Raw genomic sequence first — 21,665 nt, forward strand, 5'->3', positions numbered from 1 at the left:
ATTATTTTTAGTGCAGTTTGAGATTATTTGCTTTATCCTTATTATTTCATTTTAACAATTTTGTCATCTCTGCCGATTCAAAATCGGTTTTGTTGACCCAACCGGCGTTAGGGTTTTCGCCATTCATTTGGCGCTCATAAAAATTTCGGTCCGCTTCATTTGCGTACAGATACTCATCAAAAACATGCCCATTTCCAAGTATGCGAGGATCCTTTTGTTTTTTTAATTCTTCAATTAATTGTGTTTCTAGCTTGTCCGTAGTATCTGATAATCCGGGCTGGTCTATCAGATTATTAATGCAAAGCGGATCATCTACTACATTATATAACTCTTTATTGGGGCGTTTCCCAAAACAGAGATCCCAATACTTATTTGCCCCTAATTTCCTTCGGTCATTCAATATTTGAGTTTTGGTGGCACCTCCATCCGTGTTTAAATAACCTGTTTCCGGATTTCCCGCAGGCCAGCGGTCTGTCTCAAAATTAAGTACAAGTAAATAATCTCCCTTGCGAATTCCTCTGATTGGATATCCCAAATCATTTGGTCTACCTACATCATGTCGCTCTTTCCCAATTAATACAAAGTCTCTGTCTTCCGATATATTTTCCCCACTATCAGAATACAAAATATCAGTTAAACTTCTTCCTTCAATTGGTTGCATTTGTGAATCAGATTGTTCAATACCGGCCAGCTCAAGAAATGTTGGTGCAAAATCGATAAAACTTACAAAATCATTAATATTACGACCAGGTTGTTTTACTCCATCTTTCCACATAATAGCAAGTGGCAAATGGTTGGAATACTCATAAGCTTGCCCTTTAACACGTGGAAATGGCATGCCGTTATCCGATGTTACGATAACAATTGTATTGTCTAGCATTCCCCGGTCTTCTAGAGTTTTTAGCATTCGCTCCAAATGTGAATCGAAGTATTCTATTTCGAAAGCGTAATCAAGCATATCTGTTCTGACTACTTCATTGTCTGGCCAAAATCCGAACACATCATCAACATCCTCGAGCTTTTTATTGCCCTTGTTTATACCACTACCATATTCATATGCCCGATGGGGTTCGAACCCTCCATACCAAAAACAAAATGGTTCGTCTTCTGATTTCTCATTTAAAAATTCCACAAAATTGGCCGCGTAATCTATATTCGACATTGCATTTGTGGGAGGGGTTGTTTTCTTTTCATTAAATTCTTTTCCCAAAACAAGTCGTTGTTCCCCATTTTTAGTTAATGCCACAGTTGGTGCTAATCCCTTGGCAGTTAAACCAACATGATAGCCGTTCTCACTAAGCGTTTCAGCATATGTCTTAAATTTAGTCGGAAAATAACTCCAATGATTTCCAGCCTCTTCCAATTGCCAGGAATTACGACCTGTTACAATACAAGAACGTGAAGGTGCGCACTTTGCATTGGGAGTATATGCGTTAGTAAAAAGTAAACCTTGCTCAGCAACTCTGTCGAACGCTGGCGTTTTTACCCAAGAGCTGCCATAAGCGCCCATGTGCTTAAAGGTGGCATCGTCGGCAATACAGAAAAGTATGTTGGGAGGTGGACTTTCTACTTGCTTTTTAGCTGGATCGCAACTTAATAGTATTGAAAAAAAGACAATTGTTGAAATGAAGATAATTTTTGATGTATTCATTAAAAAATAATGTTTTTTCGATCCACTTAAGTTATAACTTTTTTGTATCAACCTGAGTTTGATTAATAAATTTAATCTTTAGGCAACAAAAAAGATAAACTTTTAGTAAAGATCAAATATTGAAATTCAGGTTATTAACCTAAACATCTAGTTTTGATATTCTACGCTAAAGTTTCAGAAATTCTCAGTTTGGCTGATGAGTTTTACAAGGAAAATAATGAAATTGTCGATAAGGCCTAAATGGGTGGCGATGGAAGTGGCAAGAATGCTTTACAATATTGGTAAATATGGCTCGGGTTATTTAAAGGGACCAAAAGGAGCAGCTTCACTATTGGGATTGTGCGGCCCATATCTTGCCCCTCCCTTCAAACAGTTCAAGGAATTGGAAGTGATCTCTAATAATTTGAAAGTAATTCAATCTAATATCGAAAAAATAGGGCTGTCTGGTCATACTCAGCAGTATATTTAAAATTCCCGCAGACAGGTTTAAAAATATTAAACCACAAGCTTTTCAAAATAAACCCACTTTCTTTTGATATTATGAAATAATTAATTATCATTGCTTAATCGATAAAGCAGATAATGTGACGAATACTCATATCCAGTATATCCTCTTATCAATAAATGGCTTTCACGATATAATAAAATTCAGGATTTTACAATTAGTCACCATTTAAGTACGGTGAATATCCTACTTTTAAAAAATATACCAAAAACCTAAATAGCCAATTACAATGAACAGTTTAGATCTAATTGTATTCTTCATTTACATAGGGGGAATAGCCCTTTTCGGAGGCTCATTTTTCAAAAAAAGTAGAACGTCCTCGTCCTATACCATGGGAAATAACGACATCCCGGGATGGGTGGTTACCATGTCCATTTTTGCAACCTTTGTTAGTAGCATTAGTTACCTTGCCCTTCCAGGAAATGCCTATCAATCCAATTGGAACGCACTGGCTTTTAGTCTTTCCCTTCCTATTGCCTCCTTGATTGCGGTTAAATATTTTGTGCCCTTGTACAGAAAAATAAATAGTCCATCGGCCTATACCTATATGGAACAACGTTTTGGCGCCTGGGCTAGAATCTATGTGTCCTTGTGTTATCTATTGACCCAATTGATGCGGATAGGAACCATTTTATACCTCTTGGCCCTTACCCTAAATGCGATTGTAGGTTGGGATATGATCACCATAATTATATTTACAGGTTTGGTAGTATCTATATATTCCATGTTGGGCGGTATTACAGCGGTCTTATGGACAGATGCCATTCAGGGAATTATACTGATTGTGGGGGCCGTGGTCTGTGTTGGTTTTATTCTCTTTAATATGCCCGAAGGTCCCGGACAGGTTTTCGACATTGCTGCCCAAAATGATAAATTTGGCCTGGGAAGTTTCAGCCTTAGTTTATCCGAACCTACCTTCTGGGTCGTCTTAGTCTACGGTGTCTTCATCAATCTGCAAAATTATGGTATAGACCAGAATTATGTTCAACGCTATATGGCCTCGAAATCAGACAAGGAAGCTCAAAAATCTGCATTGATAGGGGGATTGATCTATCTACCTATTTCTGCTGTATTTCTTTTTATAGGTACCTCGCTTTTTGCCTATTACCATTCAGCGGCCACCCTACCGGTAGAACTGCAGGATATAAACAAAGGTGACAGTGTCTTTCCTTATTTTATAGTTAATGCACTCCCTGCTGGGATTACGGGACTTATGATCGCTTCTATCTTTGCGGCCGGAATGAGCACCATATCAACAAGTTTTAACAGTTCTGCAACTGTCTTTCTCACGGATTATTACAATAAATATTTTAAAAAGACAGCCTCCGACAAAGAAGGAATGAGAGTACTTTATATTTCATCGGCTATTATAAGTGTTATTGGAATCGTTATTGCCATAGCCATGATAAACGTAAAAAGTGCCCTTGATGCTTGGTGGAAACTTTCCTCCATTTTTAGCGGAGGTATGCTGGGACTGTTACTTTTAGGCCTATTCTCTAAAACCAAAAATATCAAAGGAGCGCTTTTAGGGGTACTGGTAGGAATATTGATCATTATTTGGATGAGCCTTTCCAGCACCATTTTCGGAGAGGATTCACTTGGTGCATCCTTCCATACCTATCTAACCATTGTATTTGGAACGGCAGCCATATTTATAGTGGGCTTCCTTATATCCATATTCAATAAAAAAACCGATGAAATCTATAAACATTAAGTAGATAAGTAGTTGATTTTGAACATTTGAATAGAAAAGGAACCTAAGAATTTTATCATTACGTCCCAAGATTGAGACCAACAATGAATTTTTGGCAAGAATTTCGTAATTTTGACAACCGGGTAACATCTACCTTTAAAACCTTTAACTCACAGATTACGAACATGTTACATCCAAGGGTCCTGCCAACTTGGTAATTATAATCCGAGACATACATGAAACCTAAAACATCATTAAAGGATATTGCAAAAATTGTGGGTGTTTCCATACCCTTGGTTTCGTACGTTCTAAGTAATAAAGGAAAGGAAAATAGGGTATCCGAAAAAACTGCCAAAAAGATAAGACAGGTCGCCAAGGAACTTAACTATCATCCCAATTGGAATGCTCGAAGCCTTAAGACCAATAAGACAAGATCAATTGGAGTTATTGTAGCCGATATTTCCAACCCGTTTTTCTCTAATTTGGCCAGAACTATAGAAGACGAGGCGTTTTCCCAGGATTATACGGTTATCTTCGGATCCTCGGATGAAAAGGTGGAAAAATTCAATAAGGTTTTGGATTTTCTTAAAATGAGGCAGGTCGATGGCTTTATTATAGCGGCACCAGAGGGATCAAAGGATATGATTGCCGAACTTACAAAAGAGGACTTCCCCTTTGTGCTGATCGACAGGTTCTTCAAGGATCTTAATACCAATTACGTTACGGTAGACAATTTTAAAGCTTCCATGCAGGCCGCCAATTATTTGTTAGGAAAAGGAAACAAAAAAATTGGAGCCGTACTTTACGAATCAACGCTGCACCATTATCAAGAAAGACATTTAGGATACCTAGAAGCTCTTAAACAAGCCGGACTACCCGTGAATGCCGAATTCATAAAAAAAATCAACCACGGGGCATTAAAAAAAGAAATGAAAAGGGTGGTAAAAGAATTGGTAGAGGATGCAGGAGTCGATGCCATTTATTTTCATACCAACACCCTGGCAGAGGAAGGTTTAACCCAAATGTTGGGCTTGGACAGAAAGATACTTAAGAAAATCAATGTGGTCGTATTCGATCAAAATTCGTCTTACAACTTCTTGGAAGATCCGATCCCTTATCTACATCAACCTATAAAGAAAATTGGTCAAAAGGCATTGAGAATCCTTGTTGAACAGATTGAGGACCCAACCAAAGCCATTCAACAGATTTCCTTTGAAACCCAACTGGAATCCAGCTCCTTAAAAACAGAATAAAATTGATCAAGACGCAAAGCCAGATCAAAATTAAAAATATCTTCAATCCGACTTTCCATTAGCCTAAGCAATTAGGATATAATAACGTACCCAAAGTAATCATCATAAATTTGGTATGAAACCCACAATTAAATCAGATGATTTGGAAAATCCTTAACCTCTTCACAGCAGATTTGCTCCATTACCTGTTGCAATTCTGTTTTTAAAAGTGATATGGTATGGTCCCCACCTTTTGCCCCCAATGCTGCCACTCCGTACATAAAGGAACGTCCCATAAAGGTAAATTCTGCCCCACTTGCCATTGTCCTGGCAATATCCGGTCCTCCCCTTAAGCCGCTATCCATCATCACCTTTATTTGCTTTCCGTATTTTTCAGCGATTCTTGTCAAAGGTTTGATGGTAGATTCCCCGGCATCCAACTGTCTACCTCCATGATTGGAAACTATGATACCATCCAATCCGAGTTTAATGGCGCTTTCAGCGTCGGCTTCGTTGGCAACCCCTTTGATTACCAATTTGCCCTTCCACATGTCCCTGATAGGTTTTATCTTCTCCTCATTCAACCTACCCGAAAAGGTCTGGTCCATGAATTTCCCCAATTGCGCCAAATCCAAGCCTTTTGGCATATAAGGTTTAAGGGTTTCAAAATTAGGCTGTCCATATTTTAAAGTATTAAATGCCCAACTTGGTTTACCAAGTACCTGAAGTATATTCTTTACCGACATTTTAGGTGGCATAGCCAAGCCGTTCCTAATATCCCTTGGACGAAAACCAAAGGTGGGCACATCGCACAAAATAACCAATACTGGACATTCTGCAGCCTCCGCCCTTTTAATAATATCGTCCCTAACACTATCCTCGGTAGGATGGTAAAGTTGGAACCACGCCTTACCTTCTGTAATCTCACTAATGCGTTCGATACTACTCGTGGTCACCGTACTTAAAATAAACGGAATATTATGCTCAAAGGCAGATTTTGCCAATATTTCTGGAGCGTTGGGCCACATAAGTCCTTGTAGACCAACGGGAGCAATTCCAAAAGGCGCATCATAGACATGTCCGAAGAGTTCGGTCTTCATACTGGACCCTGTGTGTTTGCTCAGGTAGTAAGGCAAGAGCTCTATATCGCGTATTTCAGCAGTGTTCTTATGTAGGTTTACATCTTCGTTACAACCCCCATCCAGGTACTCAAAAGCAAATTGCGGAATCCTTTTTTTTGCTTTGTTTCTTAGATCTACTACGGAAGGATATTTAGTATTGATCTTTATTTCTTTTTTATTCTCCATGGCATTTAATCTGCATTTGTTCTTAAATATTACCCTTTTATGCACTACCAACCTGCTCAACCATTATCTAAACCCGTTGGACCAAGGTCTTATGTATTCATTACTGTTCGGCTATTTCTTTGAGTGAAACTCCCAATAGATCCCTGGCCAGTTTTTCCAATTCACCATCATCCCCTACAAAGTGAAACGTTTGATGTACATGGGTACTTTTCTCCTCGGAATTAAGATCTAGTGCAGGAGAAGAACTTTCCAATTCATAGAAGGGACCTAACTGTGCGCCGTCTTCGAGCGGGCCATCGTTATATGCGTTTACGGCATCCCCGGAATAGGGAAACTCCTGTAACTCCCACTGGGAATTAACATAATCTGTCACCCCTTCGGGAAGGCTGAATTTGGCAATGGTAAGCACTTTGTTCTTAGCATCATAACTTCCCAATACCGGTAATGCCCTTTGAGGGGAAATACCAATCTTGCCACGTTCCTTGCCATCCGCCTTGAAAAATAAAACACTGTCATGGACCTGAAGTCGTTCTTTAGGAATTTTCCCAAAATAATTGTCCGTTACCTTGTTGCCTAAATGCTCTACATCTCCTTTCTTAAAGGGAACAATTATAGTAGTTTGGTCCGAGGAATTGAACATGCTCAAAATCCAAATAGAGAGAAGGCCGGTTTTCTTGTCCCATCTTTCAGGCCCCAAATTGGTTATACTATTTTCGGATGCAAAACCTACCATTTTAACGTTTTCTGGAATTGGGAGTCCAAGAATTTCGGTGGCATCTTCCTTATCCAAAAGTTTAATATTCCTTTGAACCTTCAATTCAAAAGTCGTCCCAGTATAGTTTACCAGTTTCATTTCCCTTTCAAATAAGGCCTGATTTTCATTACTATTCACAAAATTAAAGGCCTCGGTATCCAATTCCTTGGGGACATACCAATTATCAAATTCAAATTTGGTATCCTTTTCGAAGTATAAGGAATTCTGTCCACCTTCCGGTCCCAACCAAAAGCGTTCTTCACCACCTGAAGGATTAAAATGTTCGTTTACTTCTCCCGATATAATTAGATCGTGATTAATCCAACCGAAGCTTTTTCCCTCATCTCCCATGGCTGTGCTCGTCATAACGCGACCCTGAAGTTCAGGAGAAATCAGTATGCTGGACTCTCCATTTTTCAGAATTACCAAGCCTTTATAATATTCCATCAAAAACTCCCTGTCATACCCAAAAGAACCTTTGGCAAAACCCTCGTTTTCTACTCCTACAACATTTACTCCCTGCTCATTTTTAGTTTTACAACTTAAAGCACATAACAGGGAACAAAGCACAATTGCCCTTACGATATTTCTAAAACCTAAAAAGTATATTTCACGTACCAAAGTAGTATCTTTTTGTTTTTAGTTTCGGGTTATAATTTAAAAACTTTCTCCATCTCCATCCATTTTTCCCCTGGTTTAGCAAAAGGCAATGCCTGTTGAAATTTCCACATTATTTCCTCCCACTTTTCATTTTCCGGGTACTTGGCATCGATCTTTGCCTTTTTTTCAAAGGAAAAGCTATCATCGGCATCGATAATCATAAACATACGGTTCCTTAATCTATATATTTCCATATCCTTTATACCGGATTCCCTAAGGCTTTGTAGAATCTCCGGCCAAACTTCCTTGTGGTAATCGTCATAAGCCTTGATCAACTCTGGATCATCCTTAAGATCTAATGCCAAACAATATCTTTTCATTTCTATAATTTTATGATTGATAATTAATTAATGCCATAATTAAGATTTGCCCCTAAATTTAGGCTGCCATTTCATACTTCTTAAACACCCGTAAACCATACCAGGCTATATAAACAAAACAAAGAGTTGGAAGGATAAAGGAAAAATTAACCTCAGTGGCACCCATAATTCGGATATCGTTTACTGCGTTACCCCCTGCATCAATGATCATTCCCTGTAATTTAGGCATTAAAGCCCCTCCTACAATGGCCATCACTAGGCCTGCAGCACCAATTTTGGATTCCTCTTCGTTAAGTCCGTTAAGCGCAATACCATAAATAGTAGGGAACATTAGGGACATAAAGAATGTAATCCCTACCAAAAAGTACAAGCCTATTATACCCTCAATATAAATAGTTCCCAAACAACACACAGTTGCAAAAATGGCAAAATACATCAATAGTTTTCCGGGACTCATGAATCGCAACATATAGGTTCCAATGGCCCTACCCACCAAGAACAGGATAAATGCTGCAAATTGGTAAGTGGCTGCATCCTCGCTAGACATTCCTATGGCCTCGGCGTACTGATAAATATACGTCCAACACATAATCTGCGCCCCAACATAAAAAATTTGGGCCACTACGCCAAGAACATATTTTTTATTCTTGAACAATCCACTAAAAGTATCTCCCAAACTTGGGATCCCTCCCTCGTCCTTTGCCTGTGGCATTTTACTAATAACGATTAAAACAAAAACAGCTAAAATCACCAATCCCAATATAACATAGGGGTCCCTAATCACCATTAAATCCGTAGTCCTGATCAATGCTTTTTTAGCCTCTTCCAATGCAGAATAATCTGCAATATCATCTGACTGCAATTTTTTAAGTACAAATTGCTGTGCAACCAATAGTCCCAACAATAATCCCACGGGATTGAAGGCCTGTGCCAAATTTAGACGTTGTGTAGCCGTTTCGGGAGCACCCATAGCCAGAATATAAGGATTGGCAGTAGTTTCCAAAAAAGCCAATCCAAAGGTAAGGACGTAAAGTCCCAAACAGAAGAACCAGAATTGTTCGGTTATAGCAGCTGGATAAAATAATAAAGCCCCTCCTGCATATAGGGCCAAACCAATTAATACGCCTACTTTATAGGAGTATTTGCGCACAAAAAGTGCGGCCGGCAGAGCCATACAGAAATAGCCTCCGTAAAATGCCATTTGTACCCAAGCAGCTTGGGAATTGGAGAGTTCCAACACCTTTTTAAAGGCTTGTACCATGGGGTCGGTAACTGCATTGGCAAACCCCCAAAGGGCAAATAAGGAGGTGATTAAAATAAATGGAATAAGCACCTTTTTAGATACTACTGGTGGTTTTTGGTCTTTCATTGGATTGTTGATTATTGTTCTTTGGTTAATACGTTGTTGTTATTATTGATTATAATTTATATGACATTAAGAAATTGACCTGTCCAAATGGGTATAACCCCCATCTACAAAGAGCAATTGTCCGGTAGTGTGACTAGACCGATTGGAGAGTAAAAAGACAACCGTACTGGCAATTTCCTCGGCCGTGGTCATTCTTTGTCCCAATGGAATTTTATCAGTAATGCCTTTTAATTTTTCTTCAGGATTGTCAAAAGTTTTGATCCATCGATCGTATAATGGGGTGTAACATTCAGCTACTATAACTGCATTGACCCGTATATTATAGGGCAATAGTTCCACGGCCCATTCCCGGGTAATGGCATTGCGCCCACCATTGGCCGCGGCATAGCCAGAAGTACCCCCTTGCCCCGTCACTGATGTCTTGGAGCCTATATTTACAATAGACCCCTGGGTTTTCTTTAGTTCCGGCAACGCATAATGCGCCATTAAATAATAGTGGGTAAGGTTACGATTAATAGATCTTAAAAAATCTTCATAATTCCCATTTTCCAGACCAACTCCGTCATTGATTCCTGCGTTATTAACAACACCATCGATCCTTCCATATTTTTCGACAGTACTTTCCACGGCAAACCTGCATTGTTCAGGATCTGTAAGTTCGGCGATCGCAAATGAAGCTTTCCCCCCACTTCTTTCGATATCCGCAACCACCTCCAACATACTTTTTTTATCCCTTCCAACAATGACCGGGATGGCACCTTCAGCTGCCAATAGTTCGCTTATACCATGACCGATTCCCTTGGAACCTCCTGTAACCAATATTATTTTATCCTTGAGTTGTAAATCCATTTTCTAATTATTTAAAGCCCCTTTTCCTCAACAAAATAGGCACTCATATTCTTAATATGCCCTAAACCGTCCGAATCTATAATTTTTATTCGTAATCTACTTAATTTTATGGCATCAAATTTTTCAATTCTTTTGTTACCAATACTCTCGCTGCTTGCCAAGACCTTCCAACGCCCATTTAAATAACCTTCAATTTGATACTTTCTAATTCTTTCTCCTTTTGCTATATCCTCCTGAAGTATTACATGGTTTACTTCCATTGGTTTTTTCAATCTTAATTCCAACAATCTCCCCTTCCCATTTGTACTTGCCAAGGGATTTGAAAATCTTCTTTTTATCTCATCTCCCCACTCCTTTAATCGCTGAACATCTGGCTCCGGAAGTAGTCCGTCCGGGTCAGGGGTAAGGCCCATGATCAAAGTGGCGTTTCTTCCAACGGATTTATAGTACATATCCATTAAATTTGCTAATGGAAATATATGGGCTTCATCCCCCGGCTCCCAAAACCATTCGTGTCGGCCATTATAGCCTCTCAAAGGCGCATCTGCCATTGCAGGAACCCAAAACTTGCCGTTGGCATCCCCTTCTTTAAGCAATTGAAAATTGTTATCGGCTATATTCCTTTTGGCACTTTCCCCAGCTCCGGTAGCCCTATACGGAAAGGTAGACCAATTGGGATATGCCACAGTGCCGGATTCGGAACCGCCCCAACGGGCTTCTGCCAATTGTCCATTGTGATAGAATAAACAATTTGGTTGATACTGCCGTACTATGGGTAATACGTCCGGAGCACCATTTTTTGGATGGTCCGCACCACCATCGAACCAAATTTCAAACAATTCCCCATAATTGGTGCAAATTTCCTTGACCATTCCCTCCACCATCTTATTGTACCATTGCTGTCGGTTCTTCTTAAAATCACCCTCCCCATTTACTTTAAAGTCGTGCACGCCCAAAAACGAATTCCACCTAATTCCAAGATAAATACCTGGTTTTATTCCATACTTTCTACATGAGGCTACAAAATCTGCCACAACATCCCCTTTTCCATCTTTCCAGTTTAGAGCCTTAACACTGTATGGGTTTACCTTGGATTGAAACAGTGCAAACCCGGTCTCATGGGTAGCCGTTAAAATGGCAAATTTGGCGCCTGCATCTCTTGCCGCCTTTACCCATTGATCGGTATCCAATTTTTCAGGATTAAAAATTTGGTAATCTTTTACGGGGTCGATTCTATTGTTTCCCTGCCCATATTTTACCCCATCGAACACATGGAGGTCATAATGAAACACAACGCCAAGCTCTGCCTCCTGCCATGCCAATTGCCTTTTGTTGGGGACCGGGAATTCATTTTTGATTATGGGGATAAAGACGGTATAGGATTCATCCCCTTTCTTTACCGCTACGGACAATACTTTTGGCTCCCCGTTCTCATGGTAAACAAAAGGACGTTCCATTCTATCCGGGACGATGACAGTCCCATCTTCCATTAATATTTCCTTATTCTTAAGAACAAACTCGTTGGCCTTTTCCCAGTCGATTCCATTTTCCGAAGTCACCAGGCCAATATAATTATGGGCATGAAAAACCCCATAGAATCGCTCTCGGTTTTCATCGTACCAAATAGACATATCTTCAGTATCCATATAATCTATTACCGGTTTCTCCTGAATGAAAAATGGTCCGTCCGGTTGTTCCCCAACTGCAACGGCCTGGTTCCTAACAAAATTCTTTTCGTTGGGCTTATCCCCTTTTACAATTAAATAATACTTACCATCCTTCCCCCTGTCTATGGCCGGATTTACGGTAAGTGTTGTAATTGGCCCAGAGGGTTCCAACAAAGGCTTTTCATTTCTAGACCAAGGTCCGTTTAGGGTATTGGATACCGCCACCCCTGTCCTTTGATTGGGTCGTAATATTTTCCAATTGGGGTGGTCATATCCTGTTTTGGCAGTTTCCACCAAATCATCATCGGTATAAGCCGCGTCGCCCATATTGGTAGCTATATAGTATAAATAGTATTTGCCCTCAAAATATTTAATTTTTGGGTTGTGTACAGTTATGGCATCCCAGTTACCTTTACCACTGCCACTGAGCACGGTCTCCCTATAATTCCATGGCCCGCCTGGGCTTTTACTTGTTGCGTGGGCAATTTCGGAGTGGGTAAGCCATCCGTGAAAACCGTATTCTTTTTTCCAACGTGAATAAAAAAGATGATATTTCCCATCACGCTCCTTGATGATGGAACTTCCCCAATTATAATACCCTTCCGTCTTAAAAATGTTATCTTCGGAAACTTGTCCAAAATTATCGAAAAGGTATAAATCATCTTCCCCATTTTGAGCAAAACCCAAGGCAATACCAAAACAACAAAGTAAGAGTAATCTTAGTTTCATTTTTTTTTACTTTTTGTTGGAATTCAAAACCATATCGGGATAGGCAACCTGCACTCCAGAATCTTTATGAGAAGGTATTTGGGCTTCCACCTTCCTTAAATAATCCGATAATATCTTTGCCAATTCCCGTGCCTTATCTTGTTGTTCATTGACCAAATTCATGGTTTCCCCTATATCCTCCTTAAGATTAAACAACTCCATTCTTCCGTCAATATAATAGTAAATAAATTTCCAATCGCCCACCCGGGTACTGCTGGAAGCACCAATCCCTGGACCTGAAGGACCCCATTCATTGGGGTAATGCCAAAATAATGGGCGTGTACCCTGAGAACTATTTCCGGTAAGTACAGGTACAAAACTAATTCCGTCTACTTCCTGTACTGCTTTATAATTTTTAACACCTGCCAATTCCAGAATAGTAGGGTAAAAATCTTCAATTATGACTTGTTCGTCCGTTACCGAATTAGGGGCTATTTTTCCAGGCCATCTTACCAACATAGGCTCCCTAATGCCACCCTCATGTGCAGAACCCTTGCCACTACTTAAGGGTTTGTTGTGTGTGTGTCTTTCCCCTCCTCTGGCTACAGCGCTGAGTCCACCATTGTCCGACATGAAAAGGATTATGGTATTGTCCGAAAGGCTATTGGCATCAAGGTGGTCCATAATATCTCCCAAACTCTTGTCCATACCCTGTACCAAGGCCGCGTATTTTGCCTCTGTGGAATCCAGCCCCTTGTCATAGTATTTCTCAACAAACCTGTTATCGGCCATAATAGGGGTATGCACTGCATAATGTGCCAAATACAAAAAGAAGGGTTTCTTTTTTTCCAATGCGGAATCCATGGCCAGCTTTGCCTCTTGTGTTATGGCCTCCGTTAAAAAAATATCCTTGCCATGGTATTTTTCCAATCCCGGTACCGCCCACACTTCCTTTCCTTCTTGGCCATTGCCAAAATTATCGGTCCCTAAATAACTTTGAGGTGCTCCAGCTGCATGTCCCGCAATATTTACCTCAAAACCAAGATTTAATGGGTCTTCTCCTGGGGTTCCTATTGCGCCCAAATGTGCTTTGCCCGCATGTATGGTATAGTAACCAGCATCCTTCAATATTTGAGGCAAGGGTGTGGCATACACTGCTTTCCCTGTACTTACTTCTGGACTCATGCCATTAACATTCCATTCTGGAAATTGCAGTGTTTTATGGTTGGTTTCCATTGGTTGCAGTTTGTCCTTTTGCAAGGTCCAGTTGGTTACCCTATGCCTGGCCGCATTCATCCCTGTCATTAAACTTACCCGGGTAGGTGAACAAACGGCAGTGGCGTAGGCCTGAGTAAATTTCATGCCTTCTTTGGCCAAACGCTCCATATTTGGGGTTTGATAAAGATCATTGTACGGTGTTCTTTGGTTCCAGAATGGTACGGAGGTATCTTGCCACCCCATGTCATCTACAAAGAACAGTACAATGTTTGGTTGAGAAGAAACCTCCTGGGTTTTTTCCATTTGCTTTTCCTTACATCCAACCAAAAAAAGTGTAACTATCAAAAACAATAAGAAACTTCTGTTCATAAACTTTTAATTTCCTTCTTAATTTAATTACTCTCTATAACAGCACCATCTTCGCGATATAGGTCTACCTTGCCATCCAATAAAACAGCAAGAACGGTCATATTTTCGTCCAGAACATGTTCTGGCAATTTTATATAGTTAATCCCTGGATAATGGCTCCAGAAGACTTTGCCAATTACCTGATGCGATAATTTAGTGCCTTCACCCACAACCCAAATCCGATTGATCCTGTTTTTTAGCCCACGTATCACCACTTCCCCATTGGAATTTCCCTTTACAAACAAATAAAGAATATTCTGGTCCTTGGACAAGGTCGTAGGGCCGTAAAAATGTTCCTTTGGAATCCCAGACCTGGTACCGTAAATAGCCTCTTTATGCTTGTTGGTCCAACGGCCCAATCCTTCCAAAATGGCTACCTGTTCCTCAGGAATACTGCCATCCCCTTTCGGACCTATATCCAACAACAGATTACCGCCATTGCCAATTACGTCAGCAAAAATCCCTATAATTTGATCGGTAGTTTTATAATTGTGGTCATTTTTTTGGAAACCCCAGGAATCGTTCATGGTGAGACATAACTCCCAATATTTGTTTTTGGGCCTTGTGATGGGCATACCTTGCTCAGGGGTGGCATAATCCCCCTGTTCCCTTAGTCTGGAATTCAAAATGGTATTGGGATTTTTGTCAAATAACATTTGTCGAACCTTGGGCACTTGCCATTCTTCCGAATTGTGTTCCCAATCCCCATCAAACCAATACAAGTCCGGGTTATAGTTATCTGACAATTCCTTTAATTGCCCTTGGTATAACTTCAAGAATTTATCCCATCTTTGGGGCTGTTCCAACGCATTATACCGGATAGAGTCTCTAGTAAAGTGGGTGTAGTCCTTATAGGACCAGTCTGGTAGGGAATAATAAATACCGACTTTTAAATTATTTTTTCGAAGTGCGGATACAAACGGCGTTATAACGTCCTGTTTGGCCGCCGAACTTCTAACAGCATCAAAATCGCCATATTTAGTGTTCCAAAGGGCAAATCCATCGTGGTGTTTAGAGGTAATTACCGAATATTTGGCACCACTACGTTCAATTAAATCGGCCCAAGCCTGGGGGTCGTATTTTTTTGCTGTAAATCCCTTGGTCTGCTTCAAATAATTTTCATGCGAAATATATCCGTTGTAAAAGGACCAGGATTCATCGATCCCATTCACGGCATATAGGCCCCAATGGATAAAAATACCCAATTTGGCGTCCTTGAACCATTGCATTTTCTGCTCATTCTGTAATACAGTATCCTGTGCTTGTTCTTGGGCAAAATTCACCGCTATGGCTAATAGAAAAATGGAGGTAATCAATTTTTTCATGTTCGTAAATATGTAATCTATTAAATATATTAAAATCCCAAAAAAGGGCTAATCTACTTTGTGCAACTCGGAATTCAGCCAAGTTTTCTGATTCTTTTGCAAAGTTATATTGACATTGACATCGCCATATACCAACTTTATTTCTGTTTCGTTTTTAGCCATAAGACCCACTTTTTCCAGATGGCCATTCTTCCACTCCAAATCAACCACAATATTACCTCGGGCGACCAATCCATTGATCGACCCTGTACCCCAGTTCTCTGGCAAGGCGGGCAATAATCTAAGAAATCCTTCATGCGATTGCAACAGTAGTTCCGCCACTGCGGCAGAATATCCAAAATTACCGTCTATTTGAAATGGGGGATGCTCGTCGAACAAATTGTCCGCAATCGAAATTTGCATGAATTTATTGATATTCTCCTGGGCCGACTTGGCATCCAGTAACCGTGCATTGAAATTGATCATCCAAGCCCTGCTCCATCCCGTACCTGCACCCCCGTGCTGAAGACGGTAATCGATGGTTTTTTGGGCAGCAGCAAATGCCTTCTTATCCTTAGAGGTAATGGCATCCCCTGGGTGAAGGGCATACAGATGTGACATATGCCTATGTCCTTTTTCCGGCTCCTCATAATCCTGGTTCCATTCCAAGATCCTACCATCTTTCCCTATGCTAACTCCAGGATTAAGATCTTTCAATTTTGACTTAACTTCCTTAATGAAGTCATCATTTATATGCAACACTTCTGCAGCTTCCAAAGTATTCTCAAAAGCCTCGGCTATAATTTGATGCCCCATTGCGGTCCCTAAGGACATGGCAGCTGGTTTACCATCCTCAGCCAAATAGGAGTTTTCTGGGGACATTTCCGGGTAGGAAATCCATTTTCCACTATTTTCATCTTTCTGCAGCCAATCCAAATAAAACTCACTTATCGATTTTAGAAAAGGGTAGGCACGGTCTTTCAGAAACGCATTATCCTGTGTAAATCTATAATGCTCCCAATAATGTTGGGCCAGCCATCCACCACCGTGGATCCATGCACCCCAATAGGGCATATCGGCACGCATCCATGGAGCCGCCCAAAGATCGGTAGCGTGATGTAGCACTGCCCCCCGACGGATACCATATTGTTCCTTCGCCGTAATTTTCCCCCGTTCCAACAATCGATCTCCAAAATCGAATAGAGGCACATGCAGTTCGGAAAGATTGGTCACTTCAGCTGGCCAATAATTCATCTGTAAGTTAATATTGAGATGGTAATCTGCATTCCAAGGGGCTTCTACATGCTCGTTCCAGATACCTTGAAGGTTGGCAGGATTGGTTCCCAGCCGTGAGGAAGAAATAAGCAGATAACGGCCATATTGAAATAATTTGGCGGCCAAATCGGGATCTTCATTTCCGTCTTTAATTCTTTTTAACCTGAGGTCCGTTGGAAGCGAATCCAGTTCACTACCCTCCAATTCAAAGGATACCCGGTCATACAAATTGGAATAATCCGCAATATGTCTCTCCAAAAGGCTTGAAAAGGTATGTCCGTTCAAGCGTTTTAAGGTTGTATTATTTTTAGCAACATAATCATCCGAGTAAAAGGAAGTATTGCAAACAATAAATATAGTGGCCTCCTTTACCCCTTTTAAGGTCAAAGATCCATTCTTGGCAATTACTTCACCAGATGAATTTTCTACCTTAAGTCGTGTCTCGAATTTAACCCCATAATCTATCTCGAACGGCAGATCTTCCTTTTTCCCTCCATATTGGGTCACCATCCCCATCATGCTAATCTCCGAATCGGAGGGGTTTGTTGTAGATATGGTTTTATGACCGTGATCTTCCGGGCGATCCAATTTAAGATCAAAATCCATTCCTTCCTTGGCAGAAGTACTCAAATGGATAACCATGACGTCATCTGCCTTGGATGAAAAAACCTTTTCGGAATAGGAAGCTCCCTTACTTTTATAGTCCACTTCTATTAAGGCATCGTTTAGATTTAAAGACCTTCTATAGTCCTCAACCTCTTTATCACCCTTAAAATCGATAAAAAGATCGCCCATAGTCTGATGTGACCTAATCACCGTTTTATATGAAAACTTGTCCATATAAGCGGCATCTACCTCGTGAGGTTTCCCTGCCCTCAACAATCCTCTGAAATGCTCTAGATCTTCTGGAGATCCTTTGGAACTGCCCCAATCCGGACCTCCGGGCCACATGGAATCTTCATTGAGCTGTATTCTTTCATTTTGAGGGTCTCCAAAAACCATAGCCCCCAATCGACCGTTACCCACGGGTAGGGCTTCCATCCATTTGGCCGCTGGTTGTGCATACCATAGGTCATTGGATTCCCTGATATTTTTCTGTTCCTGACAACTGAAATTAATAGCCCAAAGAAGTGTTAGTACAAATACCTTTATTCGATTCATTTCTAATTTTTATAATGCTATTTCAACTCCCAATTATCCGTCCTAAAAGCGGATGCTGGTAAGCCCCCTGAGTTATAAAGATTGGGTAATGCTCCATTGGTAAAAGCAAACCGAACCGCCACTGGATTTTTTACTTTGGAAGAGGACACCACAACCGTTTTGCCATTGATTTTGGCCTTTGCGGGATAAAGTACTTGATCTTCCCCTGCAATATAAAACTCGAGTAACTCCTTACCTTTTTTCATTAATCCATTTTCTGCATGATTAAAGTTTAGAATTATTTTATTCTTCTTAATCTCCATGGAGGTGTAGACAGGTCCCGAATAATCCAGCCCCTCTTTTCCATAGGTTTTGGCCAAGGCCCATAGCGCCAATCGGTGTCCTACCTCCTGCTTGTTGATGGGGTGTATATTTTCCAGATTTCCAATATCATTGGTGACCACCATTCCCGTATTGGCTAAATTATTCATGGTATACAACTGGGCATCCCTGACATGGGCAGCATCCGTTGCGTTAGGGTCGTCATATTTATACGGGGCAATCTGCACAAAATAAAAAGGCAGTTCTTTACCCCATTCCTCCCTCCAGGATTTGATCATCAAGGGAAAAGATTTGTAATAGGAATCCGGATTTACCCTATTGGATTCCCCTTGGTACCAAATGCATCCAGCTATATTAAACTTGGTAATCGGGTGTATCATGGCATTGTAAGCCAAGCCAGGATTGTTGGGCCACCAGGCAACTGCGTTAAGTTTTTCTGCGGCTTCTTTTAATTCGGTATCCTCCGTAATCAATTCGCTTTTCAACCAAACCTCAACGGGTGTGCCGCCCCAACTAGAGTTAATTAGGCCCACTGGAATTGATAAATTCTGATGAAGTTCCCTGCCAAAAAAATAAGCTACCGAACTAAACTTCGCCATGGTTTCGGGTGTACACACCTCCCATTTACCCTTCAATTGATCTTGGGGATTATCCGATATCTGCTGTGCCACTTGAAAAAAGCGTATTTCTGGATACTTGGCATTTTTTATCTCCTCCTCTACGTTCTCCAAACCGTTTTTAGGCGTCCATTGCATATTGCTTTGTCCAGACCCCAACCAAACCTCACCGATAAGAACATTTTTCAACTCCAATTTTTCATGACCTTCCACCATAACGCTATAAGTGCCGCCGGCCTTGGGAGTCGTCAATTTCAAGGACCAAACCCCTTGAAAAGCCTTAGTGGTGACCTTTTCATTATTCCAAGTTCCATAAACTGTTACCTCCTCACTGGTCGAAGTCGTCCATCCCCAAATGGTAACATCCGATTCTTGTTGCAGCACCATATTATCGGAAAGAATGGAAGGAAGCCATATCTCTCCATAAGTATTGCCTGCCCAAAGCCAAAGTGCTAGTAGAATTATCTTTTTCATGAATTCACTATTTAGTTAAATTAATATGTTCTTGGATATATTTTGCCCAAACTTTATAACCCTGCGGCAATAAATGAATACCATCCTGGGAATATAAATCAACCTTTAAAAATCCTTTCTCATCAGAAAACTCATTGACCACATTGTAATAGAATACATTTTTTTGATCTCCGAAATCCTTGATCAAGGAGTGAATTTTATTGTATTTCTCCCGTCTATCCGTATTTGGGTCCAGTCCTGTGGGCAGTGGGCCAAAAAACATTATTTTGGTGAAAGGGGAAAATTTTTCCTTGGTTACTTCCAATACCTTACGTATACCCTCTGCAATTTCCTCCGCTGTATTATCCCCAAAATTATTTACACCAATGGCCAGCATCACTACCTTAGGTTGCGCATTTTCATATTTTCCATTATTAAGGCGGTACAAAATGTGTTGTGTACGGTCCCCAGAAATACCGGCACCGATCCAATTCAAATCCTTGAAATAAATATCTGCTGCTTCCTTACCTGGGGCATAGGTGACATTAGGCCTTTTTCCACCCCAACCTTGGGTAATGGAATTCCCAATAAGCAATAAATCAATTTCTTTTGATGCCTGGCACAAAGAATCTATATCCCGGGCCTGTGCCCACCAATCTTTACCTTCTATCCACCCTGCGGCGGAACGAAATTCGGCACTTGGTGTTGGTATTATAGCATAATTTACCTTTTGACCAGTTGCCCTAAGGACAAAATCGACAATTGGGGTAGGATTATCCAAACTATGTGGATGATGTCCTACACCATCTTTATAAATCACCGTTATAGCGCCTCCATGTGCCTTAATCCCTGCCTCGAAAGGCTTTGTATTCTCATCAATGGGCACCACAACATCGGCGGCACCACAAACATGCATCATAGGAAAACCACCCTTCGCAATGGATTCTATCTTTTGAATTGGGTTTCCGTTGAACTTTGCTATATCTTTTTCGGATTTTAGACTGTAAACTTTTTTAAATGCTTCCCAATCCGAGGCACTACCTTTGCCCTTTCCCAAACCTCCGGGCCAGCTCTTGCCATCCAATACAGGGGCATCGGCATATACACAGGCAACTTTTTTTGGATTTTTTTCGGCCCAATTATAAATGATCAAGCCACCTCTGCTCATACCCTCCAACACCACTTTTTTCGATAGTCCGGCTTGAGTCATTAGTCTATAAAATCCATCCCACCTCTTCACGGCTTCTGGACCGCCAAACAAATTGGCTACATCGCAATAGGCGATATGAAATCCCCTTTCCAATAAGGCAATATCCGTTTGAGGTTCGTGACCCCAGAATCTTGCCCGTAACACCCACGGGGCTCCAGGTGCCACTTTTTTGGGGCGGACAAGTTTACAGGCGTTGCCCTTATATTCGAAATTGCTAAGAGGAAAACCATAAAAGTTTTCGGTTTCCATTTCCTTTACTTCCTTGGATTTTAGCGCAACTATGGTTTCAATTTCCTTTTGAACTACCGCCTCATATAATCGCTTTGCAATCACCGTTGCCCCTAAAGAGGAAGGATGTACCATATCGGGTAATAAACCAAGTTGATTTATGAAAAGCTGATATAAATCCAACACTTCCGAATTGGTCTTAAACGCAACCGAACGGGTAATTGGTGTAATCCTATTTTTGATGACCTCGTTCCAAATCCCAGTTGTATCCGTGGTAAATGCCGGTACTGGGAGCAATAGGATAATTCGCGCCCTTTTATTTTCCTTTTTAAAGCTATTGACCAATTCTATATAATCCGCCTCAAAATTGTCTAAATGAACCCGATTCTGCAACTTACTGTCATTGGTACCCAATTTTATAAAGACGATATCCGGTTTAAATTTCAATGCATTGGAATAGGCCTCTGTTTCCCAATACGGTTTGTCGCCCCGTTTTAAAAGTGTACGCCCACCAACCCCAAAATTCTGTACCTCATATGGGTTTCCCAGCATGGATTGCAATTGTGCTGGAAAAGCATTTTTATCCTTGTTGGCCACCCCTGAGCCATAAGTGATGCTGTTCCCCACACAAGCAATTTTTATGGGGTCCTGAAGGCTAGCACCGGCGGATTCCGTTATAATAAATAACCCCAATAATATAAATTGTAGCAGCCTTTTAACCATATCTTTTTATATATCAAAACCCTTTACAGGGA

The 21,665-nt window shown here is 40.8% G+C and carries 15 protein-coding genes; 3 read left to right on the top strand and 12 right to left on the bottom strand.

The features are described 5' to 3' along the window. Positions 1-46 precede the first annotated feature (46 nt). Complete coding sequence (locus CWD91_RS19420) at positions 47-1,651, bottom strand: sulfatase family protein (RefSeq protein ID WP_103442633.1); 1,605 nt, start codon at positions 1,649-1,651, stop codon at positions 47-49. Positions 1,652-1,901: 250 nt separating this feature from the next. Between CWD91_RS19420 and CWD91_RS19425 the strand changes: the two genes are divergently transcribed. The 3 genes from CWD91_RS19425 to CWD91_RS19435 all read left to right on the top strand — a co-directional run bounded on the left by CWD91_RS19425 (position 1,902) and on the right by CWD91_RS19435 (position 5,102). Continuing rightward, positions 1,902-2,120: a hypothetical protein gene (locus CWD91_RS19425; protein WP_157943848.1), complete on the top strand. Its 219-nt coding sequence runs from the start codon at positions 1,902-1,904 to the stop codon at positions 2,118-2,120. Positions 2,121-2,385: 265 nt separating this feature from the next. Next, the gene (locus CWD91_RS19430; protein WP_103442635.1) at positions 2,386-3,870 is read left to right on the top strand and encodes a sodium:solute symporter; all 1,485 of its coding nucleotides are present in this window, start codon (positions 2,386-2,388) and stop codon (positions 3,868-3,870) included. 215 nt (positions 3,871-4,085) lie between these two features. Next, positions 4,086-5,102 carry a LacI family DNA-binding transcriptional regulator gene (locus CWD91_RS19435; protein WP_103442636.1) on the top strand — a complete coding sequence of 339 codons (1,017 nt, stop codon included), beginning with the start codon at positions 4,086-4,088 and terminating at the stop codon, positions 5,100-5,102. A gap of 128 nt (positions 5,103-5,230) precedes the next feature. On the opposite strand, the gene CWD91_RS19440 is transcribed toward CWD91_RS19435, so the two are convergent. From CWD91_RS19440 to CWD91_RS19490, 11 genes are all read right to left on the bottom strand, one after another. Beyond that, complete coding sequence (locus tag CWD91_RS19440; RefSeq protein ID WP_103442637.1) at positions 5,231-6,388, bottom strand: alpha-hydroxy acid oxidase; 1,158 nt, start codon at positions 6,386-6,388, stop codon at positions 5,231-5,233. 100 nt (positions 6,389-6,488) lie between these two features. Continuing rightward, positions 6,489-7,763 (bottom strand): DUF6786 family protein, encoded by a 1,275-nt coding sequence (locus tag CWD91_RS19445; protein ID WP_103442638.1) that lies wholly within the window; start codon positions 7,761-7,763, stop codon positions 6,489-6,491. Between the two features lie 29 nt (positions 7,764-7,792). After that, entirely contained in the window at positions 7,793-8,122 is a 330-nt protein-coding gene (locus CWD91_RS19450; protein ID WP_103442639.1) for an L-rhamnose mutarotase, read from the bottom strand. Positions 8,123-8,180: 58 nt separating this feature from the next. Continuing rightward, entirely contained in the window at positions 8,181-9,491 is a 1,311-nt protein-coding gene (gene fucP / locus CWD91_RS19455) for an L-fucose:H+ symporter permease (protein ID WP_103442640.1), read from the bottom strand. A 66-nt stretch (positions 9,492-9,557) separates the two neighbouring features. Then, entirely contained in the window at positions 9,558-10,340 is a 783-nt protein-coding gene (locus tag CWD91_RS19460; RefSeq protein ID WP_103442641.1) for an L-fucose dehydrogenase, read from the bottom strand. An 11-nt stretch (positions 10,341-10,351) separates the two neighbouring features. After that, on the bottom strand, positions 10,352-12,736 hold the full coding sequence (locus CWD91_RS23000) for an alpha-L-fucosidase (RefSeq protein ID WP_239985875.1): 2,385 nt from the start codon (positions 12,734-12,736) through the stop codon (positions 10,352-10,354). Between the two features lie 6 nt (positions 12,737-12,742). Then, entirely contained in the window at positions 12,743-14,302 is a 1,560-nt protein-coding gene (locus CWD91_RS19470) for a sulfatase (protein WP_103442642.1), read from the bottom strand. 23 nt (positions 14,303-14,325) lie between these two features. After that, a complete protein-coding gene (locus tag CWD91_RS19475; RefSeq protein ID WP_103442643.1) occupies positions 14,326-15,666 on the bottom strand; it encodes an alpha-L-fucosidase in 1,341 nt (446 codons plus the stop codon). A 48-nt stretch (positions 15,667-15,714) separates the two neighbouring features. Further along, positions 15,715-18,081, bottom strand: coding sequence for a glycoside hydrolase family 95 protein (locus tag CWD91_RS19480; protein ID WP_103442644.1), 2,367 nt, complete (start codon positions 18,079-18,081; stop codon positions 15,715-15,717). Between the two features lie 17 nt (positions 18,082-18,098). Continuing rightward, positions 18,099-19,493, bottom strand: a complete 1,395-nt coding sequence (locus CWD91_RS19485) for a sialate O-acetylesterase (protein WP_103442645.1) — start codon at positions 19,491-19,493, stop codon at positions 18,099-18,101. 7 nt (positions 19,494-19,500) lie between these two features. Then, positions 19,501-21,633: a GDSL-type esterase/lipase family protein gene (locus tag CWD91_RS19490; RefSeq protein ID WP_103442646.1), complete on the bottom strand. Its 2,133-nt coding sequence runs from the start codon at positions 21,631-21,633 to the stop codon at positions 19,501-19,503. Positions 21,634-21,665 lie beyond the last annotated feature (32 nt).

Source organism: Arenibacter hampyeongensis (genome assembly GCF_002909255.1).
Classification (GTDB): Bacteria; Bacteroidota; Bacteroidia; order Flavobacteriales; family Flavobacteriaceae; genus Arenibacter; species Arenibacter hampyeongensis.

Excerpts from the sequence above, each read along its gene's own strand:
- CWD91_RS19420 (WP_103442633.1), bottom strand. The coding sequence starts at position 1,651 with ATGAATACATCAAAAATTATCTTCATTTCAACAATTGTCTTTTTTTCA.
- CWD91_RS19425 (WP_157943848.1), top strand. The coding sequence starts at position 1,902 with ATGGAAGTGGCAAGAATGCTTTACAATATTGGTAAATATGGCTCGGGT.
- CWD91_RS19430 (WP_103442635.1), top strand. The coding sequence starts at position 2,386 with ATGAACAGTTTAGATCTAATTGTATTCTTCATTTACATAGGGGGAATA.
- CWD91_RS19435 (WP_103442636.1), top strand. The coding sequence starts at position 4,086 with ATGAAACCTAAAACATCATTAAAGGATATTGCAAAAATTGTGGGTGTT.
- CWD91_RS19440 (WP_103442637.1), bottom strand. The coding sequence starts at position 6,388 with ATGGAGAATAAAAAAGAAATAAAGATCAATACTAAATATCCTTCCGTA.
- CWD91_RS19450 (WP_103442639.1), bottom strand. The coding sequence starts at position 8,122 with ATGAAAAGATATTGTTTGGCATTAGATCTTAAGGATGATCCAGAGTTG.
- fucP (WP_103442640.1), bottom strand. The coding sequence starts at position 9,491 with ATGAAAGACCAAAAACCACCAGTAGTATCTAAAAAGGTGCTTATTCCA.
- CWD91_RS19460 (WP_103442641.1), bottom strand. The coding sequence starts at position 10,340 with ATGGATTTACAACTCAAGGATAAAATAATATTGGTTACAGGAGGTTCC.
- CWD91_RS23000 (WP_239985875.1), bottom strand. The coding sequence starts at position 12,736 with ATGAAACTAAGATTACTCTTACTTTGTTGTTTTGGTATTGCCTTGGGT.
- CWD91_RS19470 (WP_103442642.1), bottom strand. The coding sequence starts at position 14,302 with ATGAACAGAAGTTTCTTATTGTTTTTGATAGTTACACTTTTTTTGGTT.
- CWD91_RS19475 (WP_103442643.1), bottom strand. The coding sequence starts at position 15,666 with ATGAAAAAATTGATTACCTCCATTTTTCTATTAGCCATAGCGGTGAAT.
- CWD91_RS19480 (WP_103442644.1), bottom strand. The coding sequence starts at position 18,081 with ATGAATCGAATAAAGGTATTTGTACTAACACTTCTTTGGGCTATTAAT.
- CWD91_RS19485 (WP_103442645.1), bottom strand. The coding sequence starts at position 19,493 with ATGAAAAAGATAATTCTACTAGCACTTTGGCTTTGGGCAGGCAATACT.
- CWD91_RS19490 (WP_103442646.1), bottom strand. The coding sequence starts at position 21,633 with ATGGTTAAAAGGCTGCTACAATTTATATTATTGGGGTTATTTATTATA.